Origin of the sequence: Kitasatospora sp. NPDC088783 (assembly GCF_044750705.1) — a bacterium.
In the GTDB taxonomy this organism is placed as follows: domain Bacteria; phylum Actinomycetota; class Actinomycetes; order Streptomycetales; family Streptomycetaceae; genus Kitasatospora; species Kitasatospora fiedleri.
Genome location: NZ_JBIVKJ010000002.1, coordinates 714,898 through 733,791, shown reverse-complemented (window position 1 = coordinate 733,791; position 18,894 = coordinate 714,898). Strand labels below are relative to the sequence as shown.

Sequence of the window (18,894 nt, the reverse complement as noted above, 5' to 3'; positions counted from 1 at the left end):
CGGATGGGCGTGGCGGACCTGCTCGGCGAGGCCGTGGCCGGGGCCGTTCAGCGACCCGCCCGGTCGGTCCTGACCACGCTCGGTACGGTGCTGGGCGTCGGTTCCCTCATCGCCGTCCTCGGCCTGACCAGCACGACCGCCTCGCAGATCGACTCCCGGTTCAGCCGGCTGACCGCGACCGAGGTGAAGATCGAGGACATCTCGGCCAAGAACGGCGCTCCGGCCGGCACCGCCTTCCCCGAAGACGCGGACTCCCGCATCGAGGCCCTGAACGGAGTGACGGCGGCCGGCGTGTACTGGCGGATCCGCACGGGCCCCCAGGAGCAGGTCTCCTCGGCGCCCGCGGGCGCCGCCTACGCGGTCACCGACCGGCAGGCTCAGGTCGTGGCCGCCTCCCCCGGACTGCTGCGGGCCGTGGGCCCCGAGCTCGCCCAGGGGCGGCTGTTCGACGGCTTCCACGAGGAGCGCCACGAGAAGGTCGCCGTGATCGGCGCCTCCGTCGCAGCCCGGCTGGGCATCACCGGGCTGCAGAACGGGCCCGCCGTCTTCGTCGGGGACACCCCGTTCACCGTCGTCGGCATCCTGCGGGACGTCGAACGGCGGCCCGAACTGCTGACCTCGGTCGTCGTACCGCGCGGGACAGGCCAGGAGATCTGGGGCCCGCCTGCGGACGACCGGGCCGAGATGCTGGTGACGACCCGGCTCGGCGCGGCCGTACAGGTCGCCGACGAGGCTCCGCTCGCGCTCCGCCCCGAACATCCCGAGCGCCTGCGGGCCACCCCTCCCCCGGACCCGCGGACGCTGCGTTCGGGTGTCCAGGGCGACCTCGGGCAGCTGTTCCTGCTGCTGGCGGCGGTGTGCCTGGTGATCGGCGCGGTCGGCATCGCCAACACCACCCTGGTCGCCGTGATGGAACGCACCGGCGAGATCGGGCTGCGCCGCGCGCTGGGTGCCCGCGCCCGGCACATCACCGCCCAGTTCCTGGCCGAATCCACCCTGCTCGGCTTGCTGGGCGGCGTGATCGGCGCGTCCGCCGGCACCGTCACCGTCGTCGCCGTCTCGGCGGTCCGGCAGTGGACGCCCGTCCTGCACCCCGCCGCCGTGGCCGGCGCGCCGCTCCTGGGCCTGGCCACCGGCCTCGTCGCGGGTCTCTACCCGGCGTGGCGCGCCTCCCGGATCCCGCCCGCCGAGGCACTGCGCCGCTGACGGTCCGGCCGGCCCCGGCCCGCGGCACTCGTCCGCGAGGCCGGCCGGACGCACGGGCCGCACCACGCACCACGCACCACGCACCAGACCACTGGATCTCCGGTCCGCCGGCACCGCGCGGGCGGACCGGGGATCCGGCATCCCCCGAAACAAGATCACTCGTAGTCGAAGGAGAGCCGATGAGGCTCCTACCACGTGCCAGACGTCCGCTCGCCGCCTTGGCGGCCACCGTCGTGGCGGCCACCCTGGTCCAGGGCGCCGATGCCTGGGCCGACGCCCGTACCGCCCCGGAGGCTCAGCCCGGCGCGGCGCCGACCCACCCGTCCGCGGTCGAGCCCGCCAAGCGCGGCGAACTCCTCGGCAAGGGATGGGAGAAGTCGACGGACCGGGCCTGGACCACCTCCGGCGACGCCGACGGGTTCCACGTCCTCGCCGCCGACGCCAAGGACGGCTACAGCTGGCACACCGTCACCACCCTGCGCGAGGAGGGCCTGGACGCCGACCAGTGGATCGGCAACGCCTGCGTCACCGGTTCCGGCAAGCGCCTGGTCGCCGTGTACGCGCCGCGCACCTTCGCCAACAAGGCGGACCTGTTCGGCCGCGGCGGGTTCACCGCCGTCGTCGACCTGGAGACCGGCCGGGTCACGAAACTGCCGGTCCACGCGTCGCTGGCGTACTACAGCCCCGGCTGCGGCACCGACGAGCAGGCCGTCCTGACCCAGACCGGCGACGAGAACCTCCCCGGCACCCGGCTGATCCGCGTCGACGCGGCCACCGGCACCGTCTCCGCGCCCCTCGCGGTCGAGGGACAGGTCTCCTCCGCCGTACCGGCCGAGGACGGCACCGTCGTCGCCGCCGACACCGAGCGGCTCATCCGGATCGACACGAACGGCAAGCGCACCGAACTCGCCAAGACCGACGCGGTGCCCTTCCACCTCAAGCCGGACGCGGACGGCGGCGTGGTCTTCATGGACCACAAGGGCAACGACGCCAGCGTCAAGCGACTGCCGTCGGCCGACAGCCGCAAGGCCCCGCAGCCCGGCCGGCCCGACATCCTCGCGGCCGGCGGTCTGGACCGACTCGGTCTGGCCGCCGGCTCCCACGGCAAGGTCTTCATCACCGGCGAGCCCGGCAAGGTCGCCGGGCTGCCCCGCCAGGTCAAGCACGTCAAGGCCCCCAACGACGCCACCGTCTCCACCGAGGGCCGGGCGGTGATCGACCGCACCGCCTGGGCCGATCAGCAGAGCGTCCAGCTGACGCCCGCCACCGGTGCCGAGCCCCGACCGGTGGCGATCGAGATGAGCGTTCCGGACACCGGCAAGGCCACCGCCTTCACCGTCACCCCGGACGCCGCACCCGCCTCCGGCACCGCCTCCGCTCCGGCTTCCACCGCCACTGCGCAGGGCGTCTCCGGCGCCGCGCCGCGCACGCTCTCCGCCCAGGCCGCGCCCGCGGGTTCCCCGTCCGACCCGGTCGAGGAGGAGCGCTTCTGCGCCGTCCCGCGCAACGACCCGCGCAACCAGGCCATGCAGCCCAAACCACGACAGGTCGAGTGGGCCGTCGACCAGGCCGTCGTCGGGAACCTGAACACCCAGCGCCCCGCGAACTGGAAGAACCTCGGCATGCCGGCCTACTCGCCGCAGGGCCTCTTCCCCTCCCTCGCCCTCAACGGCGGCGGACACGTCCCCGCACAGATCATGCTCGGCATCATCGCGCAGGAGTCCAACATGTGGCAGGCCGCGCGCTACGCCGTCCCCGGCGTCACCGGCAATCCGCTGATCGGCAACTACTACGGCCGCCCGGTCTACAACGCCTCCACCGCCGACGACTGGGACATCCACTGGGACAAGGCCGACTGCGGCTACGGCCTCACCCAGCAGACCGACGGCATGCGGCTGCCCGAGCACACCCCCGCCGGGGCCGCCCCGGCCATGGCGTACCAGACCCAGCGGGCCGTCGCCCTCGACTACGCCACCAACATCGCCGCCGGTCTGCGCACCCTGCAGCAGAAGTGGAACGAGACCACCGCGGCCGGGATGAAGCTGAACAACGGCGACTGGTCCAAGCCCGAGAACTGGTTCTACGCCACCTGGGCCTACAACTCCGGCTTCCACGCCGACGCCGGCGACGGCAGCCCCTGGGGCCTCGGCTGGGCCAACAACCCCGCCAACCCCAACTACCCTGCCAACCGCAAGCCGTTCCTGAACGCCAACAACTACGCGGACGCCTCCCACCCGCAGGACTGGCCGTACCCGGAGAAGGTCATCGGCTGGGCCGCGTACCCGATCGAGGGACTCGAATCGCCCGGCAAGACCGTCGCCGGCTTCCGCGCGGCCTGGTGGAACGGCGCCGACGGCGCCGCGGCCAACGCCAACCGCTACACCGCTTCACCGCCCGCCACCCTGTTCTGCGACGCCGGCAACGCCTGCCTGCCCGGCCAGTCCTACACCCCCAACGCCCCCGACGTCGTCGGCGAGCCGGCCGGCCCCTGCGCCCACACCACGGGTGGCAAGTACGACCTGAAGTGCTGGTACAACAAGCCCGCCACCTGGAAGGGCGACTGCTCCTACAGCTGCGGCAACGAACTCATCCGCTTCAACACCACCTACCCGGAGGAGGCGGACGGCACGGCCTACCCGCCGAACTGCACGCTCACCGGCCTGCCCGCCGGCGCGATGGTCGTCGACGACCTTCCCGACACGGTGCCCTCCGTCCGTCCGAACTGCACCCGCCCGCCCAACTACGGAACCTTCTCGCTGGACTTCGCCCGGGACGCCGCCGGCAACTACCCGTCCAAGGTCGACTTCCACCAGCTCGGCGCGGGCTTCGGCGGACACTTCTCCTTCGCGCACACCCGCACCGCCGGGGCCGAAGGCGGCAGACTCGCCGTCACCGGCACCTGGAAGCTCGCCGTCGACGTCAACGGCCCGGCCCAGGTCCTCGTGCACCTGCCCGACCACGGCGCCCAGACCACCGAGGCCAAGTACGAGATCGACACCGCGAAGGGCACCAAGTCCCGCACGGTCTCCCAGCCCGGCACCGGAAACCGCTGGGTTCCCCTCGGTGTGTTCCTCTTCGCCGGCAAACCGACCGTCCGGCTGTCCAACGTCACCGACCACGGCACCGGCGACGCCGACATCGCCTACGACGCCATCGCCGTGGCCCCCGTCCACGGCACGTTCGTCGAGCGCACCTTCGACGCGGTCGCCAACTTCTCCAGCCACCAGAACCTGGACACCGACACCCCCTCGGCCATCACGACCCCGATGCGCACCCGCCAGACCCTGTACGACTGGGGCCACGCCCGCACCGCCGGTGGCCGGAACTACGACGGCCGGACGCTGCACGGGCTCAGCAACTACGCCACCTGCCAGCCCGGTGGCGCTTCGGCCGACTGCGTCGGCGCCGCCACCGCCCGGGCCGCCGCGGACTGGGGCAGGGACGTCGAGGCCGCCGGCACCGACACCATCGCCGATTGGCTGGCGTTCGCCAACCGGCCCGCCCCCACGGTGATCGACCCGCACGACTCCTACACCGACGACCACTCCTACAAGATCAAGACGCACATCGAGGTCAGTTGGGTGGCCGGCGACGACGGGAAGATCGTTCCCGGCAGTGAGGCCGTCGTCTACGCCCCCCGCACCGGCAACACCGAGATCGCCCCGTTCATCACCGCGTTCGTGAAGGCCACCGTCGCCGACTACGGCAGTCTCGGGATCACTCTGCCCGACCTGAGCTTCACCGCCACCGACCCGAACGTCCACGGCACCACTGCCAAGATCGCCAATCCCATCGAAACGGGGATCACCCCGGGCCAGGCCTACGTCCCGGGCACCCGCCCCGCCCGGATCGACTCCAGCGGCACCTGTCTGAACACGAAGATCGTCAGCGGTGGCAGCATCGGCTACCGCCTCCTCGACGCCCAGCCCAGCACCGATGCCGCCATGAACACCTGGGCGAACGAGCTCGCCGCACTCGCCGACCGGGGATCGGTCCCCAGGGAGGTCGCCGACACCGCGGGCGACATCTACAGCACCTTCTTCCGCCAGGCCGTCAAGAACAGCACCGGAGACCTCTCGGGCGGCTCGCTCTACAACATGGCACCGCCGATCTGGCAGAACATCAGCATGGCCTTCTGCACCGACGGCACCGTGAAGTCCACCCAGGCCACCGCCAACCCGGACAACACTCCCGCGCTGGGCCTCGCCTACCAGAGCTACATGCCCGACCTCTTCCTCTACCTGGACGGCCGGATGGTCGACCAGACCGGCCGACCGAGCAGCGGTCCGGTGCAGCACGGGGACTTCGGCAAGTTCTCCGCCATTCCCGGTGTCACGGGCACCACCACCGCGTACGGCACCTGCGGCATCGACATCAAGGGCAACGGCGGCAACCCCTGGTCCATCCAGGCGACGCCCGAGAACTTCCCCGTCGACCGTCCCAAGACCGTGATGTTCTGCGACGACGGAAGCCACGCCGGATAACCTCTCGTGGTGGGGGCCCGGCGCCGGGCCCCCCCCCCCCCCCCCCCCACCCGCCCCCCCCCCCACCCCCCCCGAGGGCCGCGCCGCCCGCACCGCGGCCGCGCCCCGCGTAAACACGACCCCCCCCCGCCCCCCCCCCCACCCGCTTGTGTTCCGGCCCGCCCCCCCCCCCCCCCCTCCCCCCCGGGGGGGGGGGGGCCCGGCCCGGGCCCCCCACCACCCGACCCAGAACCCATGCACATGCACACCCCCCAGCTGGTCCGCGCCGCCCTCACGGCGACCTCGCCCGTCTTCACCACGACCCTCACCGTCACCGCCGTCGCCACCGACGCGGTGGGTTCGGCGGCCGACCTCCCGTACGGGATCGTGGCCGGTCTGCTCCCCGCAGCGGCCCTGTGGGCCGCCCTGCCCCCGCTCCTGGCCGGAGGACGGCCGGTCCTGCGCACGCCCGCGGTCTGGGCGGCCGTCACCGCCGCACTCGTCGGCTGCCTGACGCTCGCCGCCTTCTTCTACGCGTCCTTTCTCGCGTTCGTCCTGGTCCCGCTGCTCGGCGGCTGCACGGCCCTGGCCGCCGGCGGCTGTCTCGCCGAGCACCGCGGACACCGCTGGGGAACCGCACTGGCCACCGTGCCGCCCCTCTTCCTGGCCCTGGTGATCCTTCCGGCCTTCGCCACCAGCTCGCTCTCGACGGTCTCGGCCACCGCTGCCGCCTTTCTCCTGACGTCGGCCGCGTTGACCTGGACGGCCGAGCGCAGGCGCGACGGCGGTAGGGAGAAGAGCCTGCCCGGCTCCTGACACCCCGGGGACCGCACCGGTGTCCGGAGCAACCGCTCTCCCGACGGCTCCGTCCTCGGGGCGGGCATGGGTCTCGTGATCAGTTGGAGGACCGGGACGAAGCGGGCTGCCAGGTCTCTTCAGCGCAGTCGGACTATCCGGTGGCCGGGTTGGTCGGGTTGGTCGGGTTGGTCGGGTTGTTCCGGCACACCCGGGACGCGGCCCCAACCCCGGCCCCAGCCCCGCGAAGGAGGGATCAGGCGGTGCCGAGGTAGTAGGCGCCGACGCTGCGGCGGTGGTCGTGGTCGTCGGCCGGTGCGCCCGGGGCGAAGTCGGGTGAGTTCTTGATCTCGTCCGTCGTCCGGCTCAGCCAGACCGACCTGTCGTCGTGGTCGATCCGGGTGACGGTGCCCGCCGGGACGAGCACCACGCGGCCGAAGATCCACGGGCCGGTGTCGACCAACAGGTAGGCGTCGCCCACGTCCTCGCTGTGCTTGTCGACCTTGCCGATGCGGCCGTCCGCCGCCTCCACCCGGTAGTCCGTCAGGTCGACGCCGGTGGCGTACCCTTCGGCGTTCTCCCAGTCCCAGATCCCCTCGGCCATGACGGCCTTCCTCCCTCGTCGGTGGTTCCGTTTCCTGCTGCCACCGGCTACCCCCGGCCGCTGCCGCGATGCCCGTCCCGTCCTCGTTCCCCCCGATCGGGCGAGTGCGGCACGCGCCCTCCGCGCCCCGGCCGACCTCGGACTCCCCCACCGCGCGGCACCGTCGGCGGACCGGGGCTGCCGCCCGGGCGGCAGCCCCGGTCGCACGGGCATCTCCTAGACCTCGGCCGGGCCCTCCAGGAGGACCGGCAGGGTGCGGTGACCGTTGGAGATCAGCGATTCGACCGGCTCCAGCGCGGTGCCCGGGGCGAGGGCCAGGCGCGGGAAGCGCTCGAACAGGGCGCGCAGGGCGGTGCGGGCCTCCAGGCGGGCCAGGGGGGCGCCGAGGCAGAAGTGCGGGCCGTGGCCGAAGGCGAGGTGGTCCTTGGCCTGCCGGGTGACGTCGAACTCCGCGCCGCTGTCGCCGTGCCGGGCGGGGTGGCGGCCGGCGGCGGCGTAGGAGGCCAGGATCGCCTCGCCGCGGTGGACGGTCAGCCCGCCCGGCAGCGCGATGTCCTCCAGGGCGTAGCGCATCGGGAGGTGCGCCAGGGGTGCCTCCCGGCGCAGCGACTCCTCGACCACGTCGTCCCAGCCCGCCCTGCCCGCGCGCACCAGGCCGAGCTGGTCGGGGTGGGTGAGCAGCAGGGCGACGGAGTTGTCGATCAGGTTGACGGTGGTCTCGTAGCCCGCGGCGATCACCAGCATGAGGGTGTCGAGCAGTTCGTCCTCGGTGAGGGCGCCGCCGTCGCCCTCGGTGTCGCGGGCGGCGATCAGCAGGGAGGTCATGTCCTCGCCGGGCCGTTCGCGCTTGGCGGCGACCAGCGTCGCGATCACCGCGTACAGGGCGGCGTTGTTGGCCTGGGACTGCTCCGGGGTGAGTGTGGTGTCGAAGACCCCCTCGGCGTACCGGCAGAAGCCGTCGCGCAGCTCGTCGGGCAGGCCGAGCAGGTGGGAGATGACCAGGATCGGCAGCGCGCGGGCCAGGTGCTGCCGCAGGTCGACCGGCACCCCGCCGGCGCCTTCGGCGGCGACCGCGTCGAGCAGCCCGGCCGTCATCCGCTCGATCCGGTCGGCCAGGGCGGCGACCTGACGGGGGGTGAGGGCCGCGCTCACCAGGCGGCGCAGCCGGCGGTGGTGCTCGACGTCCGTCGTCGACATGTTGCGGGCCGTCACCCACAGGGCCAGCGGCCAACCGGCCGCCACCTGCGGGTAGTCGGGCCAGTGCTGCGGGCCGTTCTTGGCGACCCTCGGGTCCTTGAGCAGCTCCTCCAGCAGGTCGGGGTCGGACACCGCCCACGCCTGCACCCCGAGGATGTCGGCGGGCGTGGCGGGCCCGCGCGCGATCAGCTCGGCGGTCTCGGCGTCCCGGGCCCGCCCGGTGGGGTCCAGGACGAGCACGGAGTGGTCGACCGGGCACTTCAACGGCCGGTTCAGCGGACGGTTCGACGAGTGGTCCGACGGGTGGTCCGACGGGGTCGGCTGGCTCTCCGAGCGGTTCTCCGACTGGCTTTCCACGAGGGCTCCTTCACGCGGGCCGAAGCGACGGGACACGAACACGTACGCGACAGTGGTCGGCAACGCACCTCGGCCAACGATCCGGCGCTCCGACATACCCCGACTACCTCGTACGTGCCCGACCAGGAGCGCCGCCCCGGCGCCCGCCGGTACTCACGCCCGCCTCCGAACCCCGGCCACGGCCTCGTGAGGGACGAGGGGCAGAGCGAGGCAGAGACAGGGGCAGGAACGGGGGGCGCGGGCGGCGCCGGCGCGGGGCGGCGGCGACCAGCCCGTCGAAGCGGGTCGGCAGGGCGTGGGTGCGGTCGTCCGGGGCGGTGGCGCCATGCTGGGCGAGGAAGCGGCGGCCCGCCCGGCGGCCGGCGTTCTCGCGGGGGAACGAGGATCTCGCGCGGTTCCGGGCCCCCGGGCGCTCTCGACCGCGCGGACGTAGCGGGCCGGCGAGCGGGGCGGGCAGCTCGCCGGCCGCCGACGGACCGCGGGCGCCGGGCGGACCCGGTGTCGGCCCGGCTACGGCCTGACGTAGCGCCACATGTCGCGCGGGCGCCCGTCCACCACCTGGTGGGCGGGTCGTAGGCCGGTGCACCGGAAGCCGGCGCGTTCGGCGGTGCGGATCGATGCGGTGTTCCACGGTTCCACGGACAACTCCAGCCCTGGCACGCCCAGTTCGTCGAGCGCCCAGCCGACGACGGCGTCCAGCGCCACCTTGGCGGTGCCCCGGCCGCGGGCCGGGGCGGCCACCCAGTAGCCGACCGTCGCCCAGCCGCGCAGCGGCAGTTCGCCGACCCAGAGGCCGACGTGGCCGACCGCCCGGCCCGCCGGGTCGACGATCACGAACGGGTAGCCCGTCCCGATCTCGGTGCGCCGCCACTGGCGTTCCACGAACGCCGCCGCGCCCGACTCGGTGTACGGCGCCGGGACGGTGGTGATCAGCGGGATGTACGGGTCGGTGGACGCCTCCCGGATCAGGCCGGTGTCGTCCCGGCTCCAGCGGCGCAGCCGGAACCCGTGCGCGGCCGGGAGGTCGGGCATCGTCCGGGGCAGTTCCATGCCCGCCATCCTGCCGCACCGGAGGTCCACGGTTCCCGTCCACCCGGGCCCGTTCCCGCACCGGGCTCGTCCGCACACCGACCGTCCCATCCGCCCGGGAGTCCGCCGCGACCGTCTCCGCCCCGTCCGACACCAGCGTGCGGGACGGCCAGGCCCGCTCCGCCGCCCGCCCGCCCGAGTGGGACCGCCGCCACGGCGGGGAGTCAGCGGGCGGCGGACGCGGGGGTGCGCAGGGTGCGCAGGGTGCGGTCGAAGGCGGTGAGGAGCAGGAAGAGCACGGCGGCGACCAGCATGATCCAGGCCAGCTGGTGCATGCCCGCGGTGCCCGCGTGCGGGCCGTACGCGGCGGCGGTCCCGGCGGAGGCGACCATCGAGCCGAGGTAGGCGAAGGTGCGCAGCAGCCCGGCGGAGGAGCCGGTGCGGGCGGGGTCGGACTGCAGGAAGACGGAGTTCTGCAGGGCGAGCCCGTTGGCGCCCTGCGGGATGCCGAAGACCACGGCCAGCAGCAGCAGCGCCCACAGCGGGCTGTGCACGCCGAGGGCGAGCATCAGCAGGCAGGCGGCGATCTGGCCGGCGGCGCCGGTCAGCAGCATGGCCCGGATGCCGCCGCGCCGCCCGGCCAGGACCGAGACCCCGATGCCGACCAGGAAGGTCGGCGCCTGCACCAGCCCGGCCTGGATCGGGGAGAGGCCGAAGCCCTCCTCGGTCCACTGCGCGAAGCCGTACAGGAAGGCGTACGCGACGACGTACGCGGCGAGGGCGCGGGCGTAGGTGGTGAGCAGCGGGGTGTTGCCGCCGAGCACCTTGACGTCGATGAACGGGTGTTCGGCGCGGCGTTCGCGGACGGTGAAGGCGACGGCGGCGGCCAGGGTGAGCAGCGGCAGGTACCAGCGGTCGGTGTGCGGGTGCATCAGGAACAGCAGCAGCGAGAGCAGCAGGACCGCGAACAGCGCCATCCCGGGCAGGTCGATCCGCCGCAGCGGGCCCGGGTCGCCGGGTCGCCGCTCCGGCCGCTCCTGCGGTTCCTGCCGGGGCAGCCGGAGCGCGCCGAGGGTGACGGCGAGCAGCGACAGCGGGATGTTCAGCGCGAAGGTGCTGCGCCAGCCGCCGAGGCCGGTGAGCAGTCCGCCGAGCAGCGGGCCGACCACGGCAACGGTCTGGTTGGCGACGGCGAGCAGGGTGAGCACCCCGGCGGGGCTGTCGCGTCCGGTGCGCCGGGCCTCGGCGCGCAGCAGGGCCATCGCGGCGGGGTAGCCGGCGCAGGTGCCGAAGCCGAGGACCACCCGGGCGGCGATCAGCGTCCCGAGGTTGGGGGCGAGGGTGCCGACCACCCCGGCGACGCCGACCAGGCTGGTGCTGGCGAGGAACAGCCGGCGCGGCCCGAACAGGTCGATCAGCCGTCCCACCACGGGCTGCCCGAGCGCGGTGGCCAGGTACAGCGCGGACACCAGCCAGGCCGTCTGGGCGGGCGAGGCCCCGAGGGCGGCCCCGATCGGGACGAGGGCGACGGCGATGATGGTGGAGTTGATCGGGTTGAGGACGGAGCCGAGCACCATCGGGGGGACGAGCCGGCGGTCGATCGCGGGCGCCTCGGCCGGTACGGCGGGGTTGCTCGCGACGGTCTTGTGGTCGGTCATGGTGCTTCTGCCGCTCGCTGGGGGTGGGGTGTGGGGGGGAGGGGGAGGTGAGTAGGGACGCGGGGAGGCGTGCCTTCCGGCCGGGTCGGCGCGGCCGGGTCGGCGCGGTCGGGTCGGCGCGGTCGGGTCAGTCGTGCACCAGCCGTTCGAGGACGGCCATGGCCGCGATCACGGTCTGCCGCTCCTCCTCGGTGCACTTGCGCTGGAGTTCGGCGGCCAGCCACTCGCTGCGGGCCCGGCGGCCCTCCTCGCCGCGGCGCCGGCCCTCGGCGGTGAGGGCGATCAGCAGCCGGCGGCCGTCCTCGGGGTCGCGCCGCCGTTCGACCAGGCCCTCGGCCGCCAGGGCGGCGATGGTGGTGGCCATCGACTGGTGCCGCATCCCCTCGGCGGCGGCGAGGTCACTGGTGGTGAGGCCGACGCCCGCGCTGTCCAGCAGCCGTCCCACGGTGGACGCCTGGGTGAGGGTGAAGTCCCCGGTGCCGGCGGCGGCCCGGAGCCGGCGGCGGAGCTTCCCGATCACCGACCGCACCTGCTGCGAGGCGCGCACGGCGGACGGCTCGGGCCCGGGCGAAGGCGCGGGCGCGGGGTCGGAGTCGGGCGCGGCGTCCGGCTCGGGGGCTTCGCTCATGCTTCCCACCCTAGGTTTCCGCCCGCCGAATGTACAGTTTCCCTGTAGGTTTCCGGCCGGTCCCCGACCCCGGCCCCCGGCCCCCGCGCGGGGCCGTTTGGCAGGCCGCCACGGCCGCTGCTAGGTTGCCGGAGGCCGTGCGAGAGACCGAGGAGGTGGTACCCGTGAACGCAGTATCGACATGGGTGCTCCCCTCCGGGGCCACGGTCGGGCGTCAGTAGGTCGTCCGGGAGCGCCGTTCCTGAGCACTCCCGAAAGGCACCACCGCCATGAGCACCCTCCGCTTCACCTCCGAACGGCGTCTCGAGGACGGCGTCCTGGAGCGCGCCTTCACCCTCGGCGACGTCCCCGGCCTGCTGTGGACCCCCGGGTCCGCGCCGTCCGCCGACGGCACCACCCCGCTGATCCTGATCGGCCACCCGCCGCTCGGGCTGCGCCGGATGCACCCGCGCCTGGCGGGCCGGGCCCGGTACTACGCGGCGCGGCACGGCTTCGCCTCCGCCACCCTCGAACTCCCCGGCAGCGGCGAGCGGCCCCGCTGGGAGGCCGTCGAGCAGGCCCGCGCCGAGCTGCGCCGGGTGCTGGAGGCCGGCGAGCCCGTCAGCGGCGAGATCGTCGACGCGCTGGTCCTCCCGCTGGTCGAGCGGGCCGTCCCGGAGTGGCGGGCCGCGCTGGACGCCCTGCTCGCCCTGCCCGGCATCGACGGGCCGGTCGGGTACGAGGGCGGGGTGATCTCCGTCGGCATCCGGCTCGCCCTGGCCGACCCGCGGATCGCGGCGGCCGTCCTGTTCGCCGGGAGTTTCGTCCCCGCCGCCGTGTTCGAGGAGGCCCGCCGGGTCACCGTCCCGCTCCAGGTGCTGCTCCAGTGGGACGACGAGGGCAACGACCGGCAGGCCGCGCTCGACCTGTTCGACGCCTTCGGCTCCCGGGAGAAGACCCTGCACGCCAACCTGGGCGGCCACACCGGCGTCCCCGCGTTCGAACTCGACGCCGGGGCCCGCTTCTTCGCCCGCCACCTGAGGTAGCCCGCACTGCGGCGCCCCGGCCGCCGGGGCGCCGCCCCTCCCCGGGCCTCAGGGGAGGGCCACGCCGTATCCGGCGAGGCCGTCGCGGAGTTCCTCGCGGTCGGTGCGGACCAGCCGGCCGCCGGTGAAGTGGCGGTCGTCGGTGAGTTCGGCGACGCAGCCGGGCGGCGGGACGAACGTTTCTGCATCCTCGGCGGTGTCGAACTCCGCCTCGGCCAGCACCAGTCCGAGCAGCGGTCCCTCGAAGACGTCGACCCCGAGCGGGGGGACGCTCAGCCGGGTCTTGGTCAGCTCGGGGCCGGGCAGGGCCGCCCGCAGTCGGGCGTACTCCTGCTCGGAGAGGTACAGGTTGGTGATCAGGCCCTGGACCGCGCCGGGTTCGCCCGGGGGGACGGGGACCTTCTGGGTGAGCCTGTACGTGCACTCGCCGGTGTCGAGCCGTTCGACCCGGCGCAGCCGCAGCCGGGTGCCCTCGACGTACCGGTCGGTGATCCGGCGGGCGACGGTGACGGCGCCGGGGGCGGGCACCCGGGCGAGCAGGAAGCGGCGCTCCCGCTCGACCCTGGCGTACTTCCCCGCCGCCGCACCGCCGCACCCGTCCGGAACGGCCCCGCCGCGCCCGTCCGCCGCCGTCGGCGTGCTCGTCGCGCTGTGCTTCCCCATGTCGTGCTTCCCCCTCGGGCTCTCCCCGTCGACCGCCCGCACCAGGCCCCCGTCGGCGTCGCGGGCGGTCGTCTCCAGCGTAGTGCGCGTGCCGCTCCGGTACGGCGCGCGCCACCCGGTGTTCCCGGGCTCCGGTCGGTTCCGTTCACCGGACGGACGGTTGACGCACCGAACCGGACACCGACCGGTCAGTTGCCCAGGAACGGGAACAGGTTGACGAAGGGGTCCGTGGTCACGGACACCCCGCGTCCGAACGGGTCGTCGAAGTCCCAGATCAGGAACAGCAGGAACCCGATCAGCGCGCTGAACGTGCCGGCCAGGACCAACTCGCGCCGCGAGCGGCGGATCTGGAGCGCGAACAGCATCCCGACGGTGACCAGCCCGCCGACGCCGAGGCCGAACCAGACCACCCCCGGCATGGTCGGGCCGACGTTGCCGCCCCGCGAGGTGCGGGCCTCGTCGGCGACCGCGATCTTGTCCATCATCGCCTGGTACGCCTGCGCCTCGATGTCGTTCTGCGGCTCCCGCTCGGCGACGTCGGTGCGCAGCTTGCCCAGCAGCTCGGTGCCCTGGGGGCTGATCTCCCCGTGGGTGCGCATGTAGTGCCACTCGGTGTCCACCACGAACGAGACGTAGGTGTCGACGTCCTTCCGGACCACGGCGCGGTAGTCGGCGGGGAACACCTCGGCCCGGGCGCTGACCTCGTGCAGCGACTGGGCCTCGGTCTGCACGTCGTCCTGCGCGGCGGAACGGGACTCCCAGACGCCGGCGATCGCCAGGCCCAGCACGATCGCGTAGACCACGCCGATCATCATGGTGATGTACTCGATGACGTCCGGCGTCTCCGAGGTGTCCTCGTCCTGGTCGGCCTTGCGGTGTCTCACCAGCACGACCGCGACGACGACCAGGCACGCCCCGGCCATCGCGAGGGCGAGTGCCAGCCATTCGGACATGACGGGTCCTCTCCTGAACAGTTGGACCGTCCGGCCCGGCAGGTCCGGTCCGGAGGGTGAACGGGGTCGGCGCGGGCCGACGGTGGTCGGCGCGGGCCGACGGGGATCGACGGGGATCGACGGGAGCTGTCCGCCCGCCGCCCTGGCGGTGCGTCAGGAACGGCCGCGGCGTCCGGCGCCGCCGGACTTCCCGCGCGGGCGCAGCGCGGCCGCCGCGAGCACGGCGGGGACGGTGACCACCAGCATCCGGGTGGTGGTCGGGGTGCCGCGGCGCTTGGGCGCCTCGGCGGCCAGTGGCGGCGGCAGGTGCACGACCGGCGCGGGCCGGGCGGGTGCCGGGCTCGGGGCGGACGGTGTCGGCGCGGGGCTCGGCGGCGGCGCGGGCGGCGGTGGCACCTCGGAGGTGGGCCGGACCGGGACGGGCGCGGGCTTCACGGGGACCACCGCCCGGGGCGGGGTCGGCGTGGGCGTCGGCACCGGCTTCGGGGTGGGCGCGGGGGTGGGCTTCGGCTTCGGCGTGGGGGTCGGCGTCGGCGTGGGCGTGGGCTTCGGGCTGGGCGTCGGCGTAGGTGTCGGGGTGGGTTTCGGCATCGGGGTGGGCGTGGGCTTGGGGTGGCAGTGGTGCCCGTGCCCGTCCTCCCAGTGGTCGCCTCCCCCGCCGTGGCCCTGTCCGTTCCCGCCCTGCGAGTGGAGCGGGACGTCGACCCCGACACCGGCGTTCACCTCGACGTGCACACCGGCGGCGTCGACCGAGGTGTGCACCTTGATGCAGATGTCGAGCCGACCGTCCCCGTGCCCGCCGGGGCCGCGGGCGGCGGACGCGGCCTGGGTGGCGCCGGTGAGCACCGCGCAGACCACGGCGACGCCCGCCAGGGCCGCGGCGGTGCGCGCGCCGCGCCGCATCTGCGGGCGGGGGTGCCGCTGCCGGTGCGCCCGCGGGTTGCCGGTGCCCGCCCGGGCGTCGGCCCCGGCCCGAGCGCCGGTAGCCGCCCGGGTGCGTAAGGCCGCCGCCTCCGTTCCGCCGTCCGCGGGCGGCCGGTCGTTGCGCTGCATGGGCGTGGTCCAACCTTCCGAGTGGCTGTGCGCGATGGGCGTCTGAACTGCGGGGTTCCGGTGCGTCGCGCCCCGTCGCGGAACGGCCGGTCCGGCCGGAGCGCAGTCGAGGGCGCGTCGGAGGACCGGACCGTTCCGGCTGCGGCGGCAGCGTGCGCTGCTTGTGCAGAAACGGATCGGCATGATCAATCCGACGCACCCTCAACGTGGTGCGCCGCCGTTTGGTTACGGCCGGCGGCAGCCGTGGTCGGGCGGCCGCTCAGCGGTGCGCGATCTCCACGTTCTCCAGCACGCCGAGCGCGTCCGGGACCAGGATGGCCGCCGAGTAGTACGCGGTGACCAGGTAGTTGATCACGGCCTTCTCGTCGATGCCCATGAAGCGGACCGACAGGCTGGGCTGGTACTCGTCCGGGATGCCGGTCTGGTGCAGGCCGATGACGCCCTGGTTGTCCTCGCCGGTGCGCAGCACCAGGATGGAGCTGGTGTTCTCCGGGGTGATCGGGATCTTGTTGCAGGGCAGGATCGGGACGCCGCGCCAGGCCGGGACCTTGTGGCCCTGGAGGTCGACGGTGTCGGGGTACAGGCCGCGGGCGTTGAACTCGCGGCCGAGGGCGGCGATGGCCTTGGGGTGGGCGAGGAAGAACTCGGAGTCGCGGCGGCGGCTGAGCAGCTCGTCGAGGTCGTCGGGGGTGGCCGGGCCGGAGTGGGTCTGGATGCGCTGGTTGAAGGCGCAGTTGGAGAGCAGGCCGAACTCGCGGTTGTTGATCAGCTCGTGCTCCTGGCGCTCGCGCAGCGCCTCCACGGTGAGCTTGAGCTGCTGCTCGATCTGGTTCATCGGCTGGTTGTACAGGTCCGCGACCCGGGAGTGGACGCGGAGCACGGTCTGCGCGATGGAGAGCTCGTACTCGCGCGGCTTGAGCTCGTAGTCGACGAACGCGGTGGGCAGCAGGTGCTCGCCCTCGTGCCCGGCCGACATCGCGATCTCGGCCTCGCCCAGCTCGTTCTGCCGCTGGAGCGGGAGGCTGGCGAAGTCCCGGATGTGGGCCTGGAGGGTGTCGGACTGGGCGAGGACGGCCTCGAAGTCGGCCCGGCTGAGGGTCAGCAGGGTGCCGGCGGTCTTGGCGGTGGCGGTGTAGTCCCAGGTGGCGTCGGCGTCGAGCAGGGCGTTCTCGCCGAACCGGTCGCCGTCGCCGAGGACGCCGACCACGGCGTCGTCGCCGTACTTGCCGGTGGAGACCTGGTTGATCTTGCCGTGCGCGACCAGGTGGATCTTGTCGGACGCGGCGCCGCGCTCGACCAGCACCTCGCCGGCCCGGAAGTCGCGCTGCTGGCAGCGGTCGGCCAGGGCGGTGAGCACCTCGTCGTCCTCGTAGCCGCGCAGCAGGGCGAGTTCGCCGAGCTCCCGGGGGATGACCCGGACGTCGCCGCCGGTCTGGATGAATTCGACCCGGCCGTCGCCGACCGTGTAGGTCAGTCGGCGGTTGACCCGGTAGGTGCCACCGGAGGTCTGCGTCCACGGGAGCATCCGCAGCAGCCAGCGGGAGGTGATCTCCTGCATCTGGGGCGCGGACTTGGTCGTGGTGGCCAGGTTGCGGGCCGCGGCGGTGGTGAGGCTGGTCTGCTGGCGCTGCGCCTGCTGAGTCTCCGGGCTGCTGTCCACGGACATCGGGCCGGGCTCTCCTTCGTCTCGCACGGAAACTGACGGTCCGTCAGATCCGTGAGTGTGCTGGGGCATGGGCGGGGTATGGGCAGAGAAAGCGGAAAGTGTCGGCGGGGTTCGGAACCGCGCTGTCCAGCGCGCTCACCGCCGCCTCCGGAACACTAGATCGTTCCGGCCCGCGGATCGCCCGTGCGGCCCATCGTGCACCCGATTAGGTGAACCTTGGCCCGCGGAGGGTTGGCCGAGCTGACACTGCGTCAGGCGGCGCGCCCGGGTCCGGACCGGCTCCGGCCTGCGCCGCTGCCCGCCCGCGGGGGCCGGACGCGCGAACGCCCCCGGCGGGCGGGGGTTCCGGGGGCTCGGGAGGGCGCGCGACGGCGGCGGCGTTCACCACCGCCCGCCGGGCGCGCGGTGGGGCCCGGCTTCCGAGCCGCCGGGCCCCACCGTCACCGCCACCGCCTACCGCTGTCGCCGCCGTTTACCGCTTACCGCTGCGGCTGCGGCTGCGGGGCAGCGGTCCGGCCTAGAGCAGCGGCCCCGTCACCGGCAGCACCACCTGGCACGGCACCGGCCGCGGGTGCGCCGGGTCCAGCGCGTTCAGCACGTCCGTCAGCGCGACCGGGTCGTAGCCGATCTCCAGGTGCTCGGTGGCGTCCAGCGCGCACTGGTCCTGGACCAGGATGTTGGTGACGTGCGGGCCGGGCGGCAGGAACGAGTTGGTGTACGGGGTGACCACCTCGTCGTACCTGGTGGCGATCACCGTGTACTCGACGCCGGGGACGGTCCCGCCGCCGGCGTTCAGCGCGGTGAGGAACGGCGAGCCGATCTCCTGCTCCACGCAGGCCGGGCAGGGGCCGGACAGGAAGTCGTTGGCGGGCTCCAGGATGCGCAGCTGGCGGCCGAGTTCGGTGAGGCCGTCCAGGGTGGTGCCGTAGTTGCTGGGGGCCAGGGCGACCAGCTTGCCGACCTTCGCCGCGCCGCCGAGGTTCTTCAGGTAGTAGCGCGGGAGCATCCCGCCCTGCGAGTGGCCGACCACGTCGACCTTGGCGACGCCGGTCGCGGCCAGCACCCGGTCCACGAAGGCGGCCATCGTCCGGGCCCCGTCGGCGATCGAGCCGGTGCCCTGGACCGGTGAACCGGCCGACGGGCCACCGTAGTTGAAGGCGTAGACGCAGTACCCCTGGTTGGCCAGCAGCGGGGCCGCGCCGCCCCAGTTGTCGTTCTGGTTCTCCAGCGTGCCGTGCACCAGCACCACCGGGTCCGGGTGGGCCGCGGACGGCCGGCAGGACCAGTCGTTGGCGCCGTCCGGGCTCGCGCCGGGGAAGAGGAAGCCCTTGACGAAGCCGATCGAGAAGTGGGTCTCCACCGGCCGGTTGCCGCTCGCCGCCGCGGGCGGGGCTCCGGCGGCCAGCAGTGCCGTCGCCGCGAGTGCCGCGAGCACGGCCGCCTGTACGCTCTTTCTCCGCATTCCGTACACCCTCCGCCTGGTCGTCCGCTCGGTCGCCCGCCCCGCCGTCCGCACCGCGGTTCGCTCCGGCCGGCTCCGGTGTGCGCCGCCGTCCGTTTCGGTGCCGGAATTCGGTCGGCCGCCCCCGGGCTTTCC

The 18,894-nt window shown here is 74.0% G+C and carries 14 protein-coding genes; 4 read left to right on the top strand and 10 right to left on the bottom strand.

What is annotated here, in order from left to right:
• Window positions 1-3 precede the first annotated feature (3 nt).
• From ACIP60_RS07575 to ACIP60_RS07565, 3 genes are all read left to right on the top strand, one after another.
• Window positions 4-1,206: an ABC transporter permease gene (locus ACIP60_RS07575; protein ID WP_400681577.1), complete on the top strand. Its 1,203-nt coding sequence runs from the start codon at window positions 4-6 to the stop codon at window positions 1,204-1,206.
• Window positions 1,207-1,385: 179 nt separating this feature from the next.
• Window positions 1,386-5,690, top strand: coding sequence for a hypothetical protein (locus ACIP60_RS07570; RefSeq protein ID WP_400681092.1), 4,305 nt, complete (start codon window positions 1,386-1,388; stop codon window positions 5,688-5,690).
• Window positions 5,691-5,930: 240 nt separating this feature from the next.
• Window positions 5,931-6,485, top strand: coding sequence for a hypothetical protein (locus tag ACIP60_RS07565; protein WP_400681090.1), 555 nt, complete (start codon window positions 5,931-5,933; stop codon window positions 6,483-6,485).
• 235 nt (window positions 6,486-6,720) lie between these two features.
• Here the strand turns inward: ACIP60_RS07565 and ACIP60_RS07560 are convergent, their stop codons facing one another.
• The 5 genes from ACIP60_RS07560 to ACIP60_RS07540 form a co-directional block, all read right to left on the bottom strand.
• Complete coding sequence (locus ACIP60_RS07560) at window positions 6,721-7,068, bottom strand: PRC-barrel domain containing protein (RefSeq protein ID WP_400681087.1); 348 nt, start codon at window positions 7,066-7,068, stop codon at window positions 6,721-6,723.
• Window positions 7,069-7,284: 216 nt separating this feature from the next.
• The gene (locus ACIP60_RS07555; RefSeq protein WP_400681575.1) at window positions 7,285-8,541 is read right to left on the bottom strand and encodes a cytochrome P450; all 1,257 of its coding nucleotides are present in this window, start codon (window positions 8,539-8,541) and stop codon (window positions 7,285-7,287) included.
• Between the two features lie 591 nt (window positions 8,542-9,132).
• A complete protein-coding gene (locus ACIP60_RS07550) occupies window positions 9,133-9,672 on the bottom strand; it encodes a GNAT family N-acetyltransferase (RefSeq protein WP_400681086.1) in 540 nt (179 codons plus the stop codon).
• A 203-nt stretch (window positions 9,673-9,875) separates the two neighbouring features.
• A complete protein-coding gene (locus ACIP60_RS07545) occupies window positions 9,876-11,309 on the bottom strand; it encodes an MFS transporter (protein ID WP_400681083.1) in 1,434 nt (477 codons plus the stop codon).
• A 127-nt stretch (window positions 11,310-11,436) separates the two neighbouring features.
• Window positions 11,437-11,937 carry a MarR family transcriptional regulator gene (locus tag ACIP60_RS07540; protein ID WP_400681081.1) on the bottom strand — a complete coding sequence of 167 codons (501 nt, stop codon included), beginning with the start codon at window positions 11,935-11,937 and terminating at the stop codon, window positions 11,437-11,439.
• A gap of 269 nt (window positions 11,938-12,206) precedes the next feature.
• On the opposite strand from ACIP60_RS07540, the gene ACIP60_RS07535 reads away from it, so the two are divergent.
• Window positions 12,207-12,962, top strand: coding sequence for an alpha/beta hydrolase (locus tag ACIP60_RS07535; protein WP_400681079.1), 756 nt, complete (start codon window positions 12,207-12,209; stop codon window positions 12,960-12,962).
• A gap of 48 nt (window positions 12,963-13,010) precedes the next feature.
• Here ACIP60_RS07535 and ACIP60_RS07530 read toward each other — a convergent pair whose 3' ends face one another.
• From ACIP60_RS07530 to ACIP60_RS07510, 5 genes are all read right to left on the bottom strand, one after another.
• The gene (locus ACIP60_RS07530; RefSeq protein WP_400681076.1) at window positions 13,011-13,625 is read right to left on the bottom strand and encodes a hypothetical protein; all 615 of its coding nucleotides are present in this window, start codon (window positions 13,623-13,625) and stop codon (window positions 13,011-13,013) included.
• A gap of 188 nt (window positions 13,626-13,813) precedes the next feature.
• The gene (locus tag ACIP60_RS07525; protein WP_400681073.1) at window positions 13,814-14,578 is read right to left on the bottom strand and encodes a hypothetical protein; all 765 of its coding nucleotides are present in this window, start codon (window positions 14,576-14,578) and stop codon (window positions 13,814-13,816) included.
• 153 nt (window positions 14,579-14,731) lie between these two features.
• A complete protein-coding gene (locus ACIP60_RS07520) occupies window positions 14,732-15,631 on the bottom strand; it encodes a hypothetical protein (protein ID WP_400681071.1) in 900 nt (299 codons plus the stop codon).
• A 259-nt stretch (window positions 15,632-15,890) separates the two neighbouring features.
• Entirely contained in the window at window positions 15,891-17,297 is a 1,407-nt protein-coding gene (locus ACIP60_RS07515) for a family 2B encapsulin nanocompartment shell protein (protein WP_400681069.1), read from the bottom strand.
• A gap of 517 nt (window positions 17,298-17,814) precedes the next feature.
• Window positions 17,815-18,759: an esterase/lipase family protein gene (locus ACIP60_RS07510; protein ID WP_400681067.1), complete on the bottom strand. Its 945-nt coding sequence runs from the start codon at window positions 18,757-18,759 to the stop codon at window positions 17,815-17,817.
• Between the last annotated feature and the right edge of the window lie 135 nt (window positions 18,760-18,894).

Coding starts and splice junctions, on each gene's coding strand:
- ACIP60_RS07525 (WP_400681073.1), bottom strand. CDS start 14,578: ATGTCCGAATGGCTGGCACTCGCCCTCGCGATGGCCGGGGCGTGCCTG.
- ACIP60_RS07545 (WP_400681083.1), bottom strand. CDS start 11,309: ATGACCGACCACAAGACCGTCGCGAGCAACCCCGCCGTACCGGCCGAG.
- ACIP60_RS07560 (WP_400681087.1), bottom strand. CDS start 7,068: ATGGCCGAGGGGATCTGGGACTGGGAGAACGCCGAAGGGTACGCCACC.
- ACIP60_RS07570 (WP_400681092.1), top strand. CDS start 1,386: ATGAGGCTCCTACCACGTGCCAGACGTCCGCTCGCCGCCTTGGCGGCC.
- ACIP60_RS07540 (WP_400681081.1), bottom strand. CDS start 11,937: ATGAGCGAAGCCCCCGAGCCGGACGCCGCGCCCGACTCCGACCCCGCG.
- ACIP60_RS07565 (WP_400681090.1), top strand. CDS start 5,931: ATGCACACCCCCCAGCTGGTCCGCGCCGCCCTCACGGCGACCTCGCCC.
- ACIP60_RS07575 (WP_400681577.1), top strand. CDS start 4: ATGGGCGTGGCGGACCTGCTCGGCGAGGCCGTGGCCGGGGCCGTTCAG.
- ACIP60_RS07520 (WP_400681071.1), bottom strand. CDS start 15,631: ATGCAGCGCAACGACCGGCCGCCCGCGGACGGCGGAACGGAGGCGGCG.
- ACIP60_RS07510 (WP_400681067.1), bottom strand. CDS start 18,759: ATGCGGAGAAAGAGCGTACAGGCGGCCGTGCTCGCGGCACTCGCGGCG.
- ACIP60_RS07535 (WP_400681079.1), top strand. CDS start 12,207: ATGAGCACCCTCCGCTTCACCTCCGAACGGCGTCTCGAGGACGGCGTC.
- ACIP60_RS07530 (WP_400681076.1), bottom strand. CDS start 13,625: ATGGGGAAGCACAGCGCGACGAGCACGCCGACGGCGGCGGACGGGCGC.
- ACIP60_RS07515 (WP_400681069.1), bottom strand. CDS start 17,297: ATGTCCGTGGACAGCAGCCCGGAGACTCAGCAGGCGCAGCGCCAGCAG.
- ACIP60_RS07550 (WP_400681086.1), bottom strand. CDS start 9,672: ATGGAACTGCCCCGGACGATGCCCGACCTCCCGGCCGCGCACGGGTTC.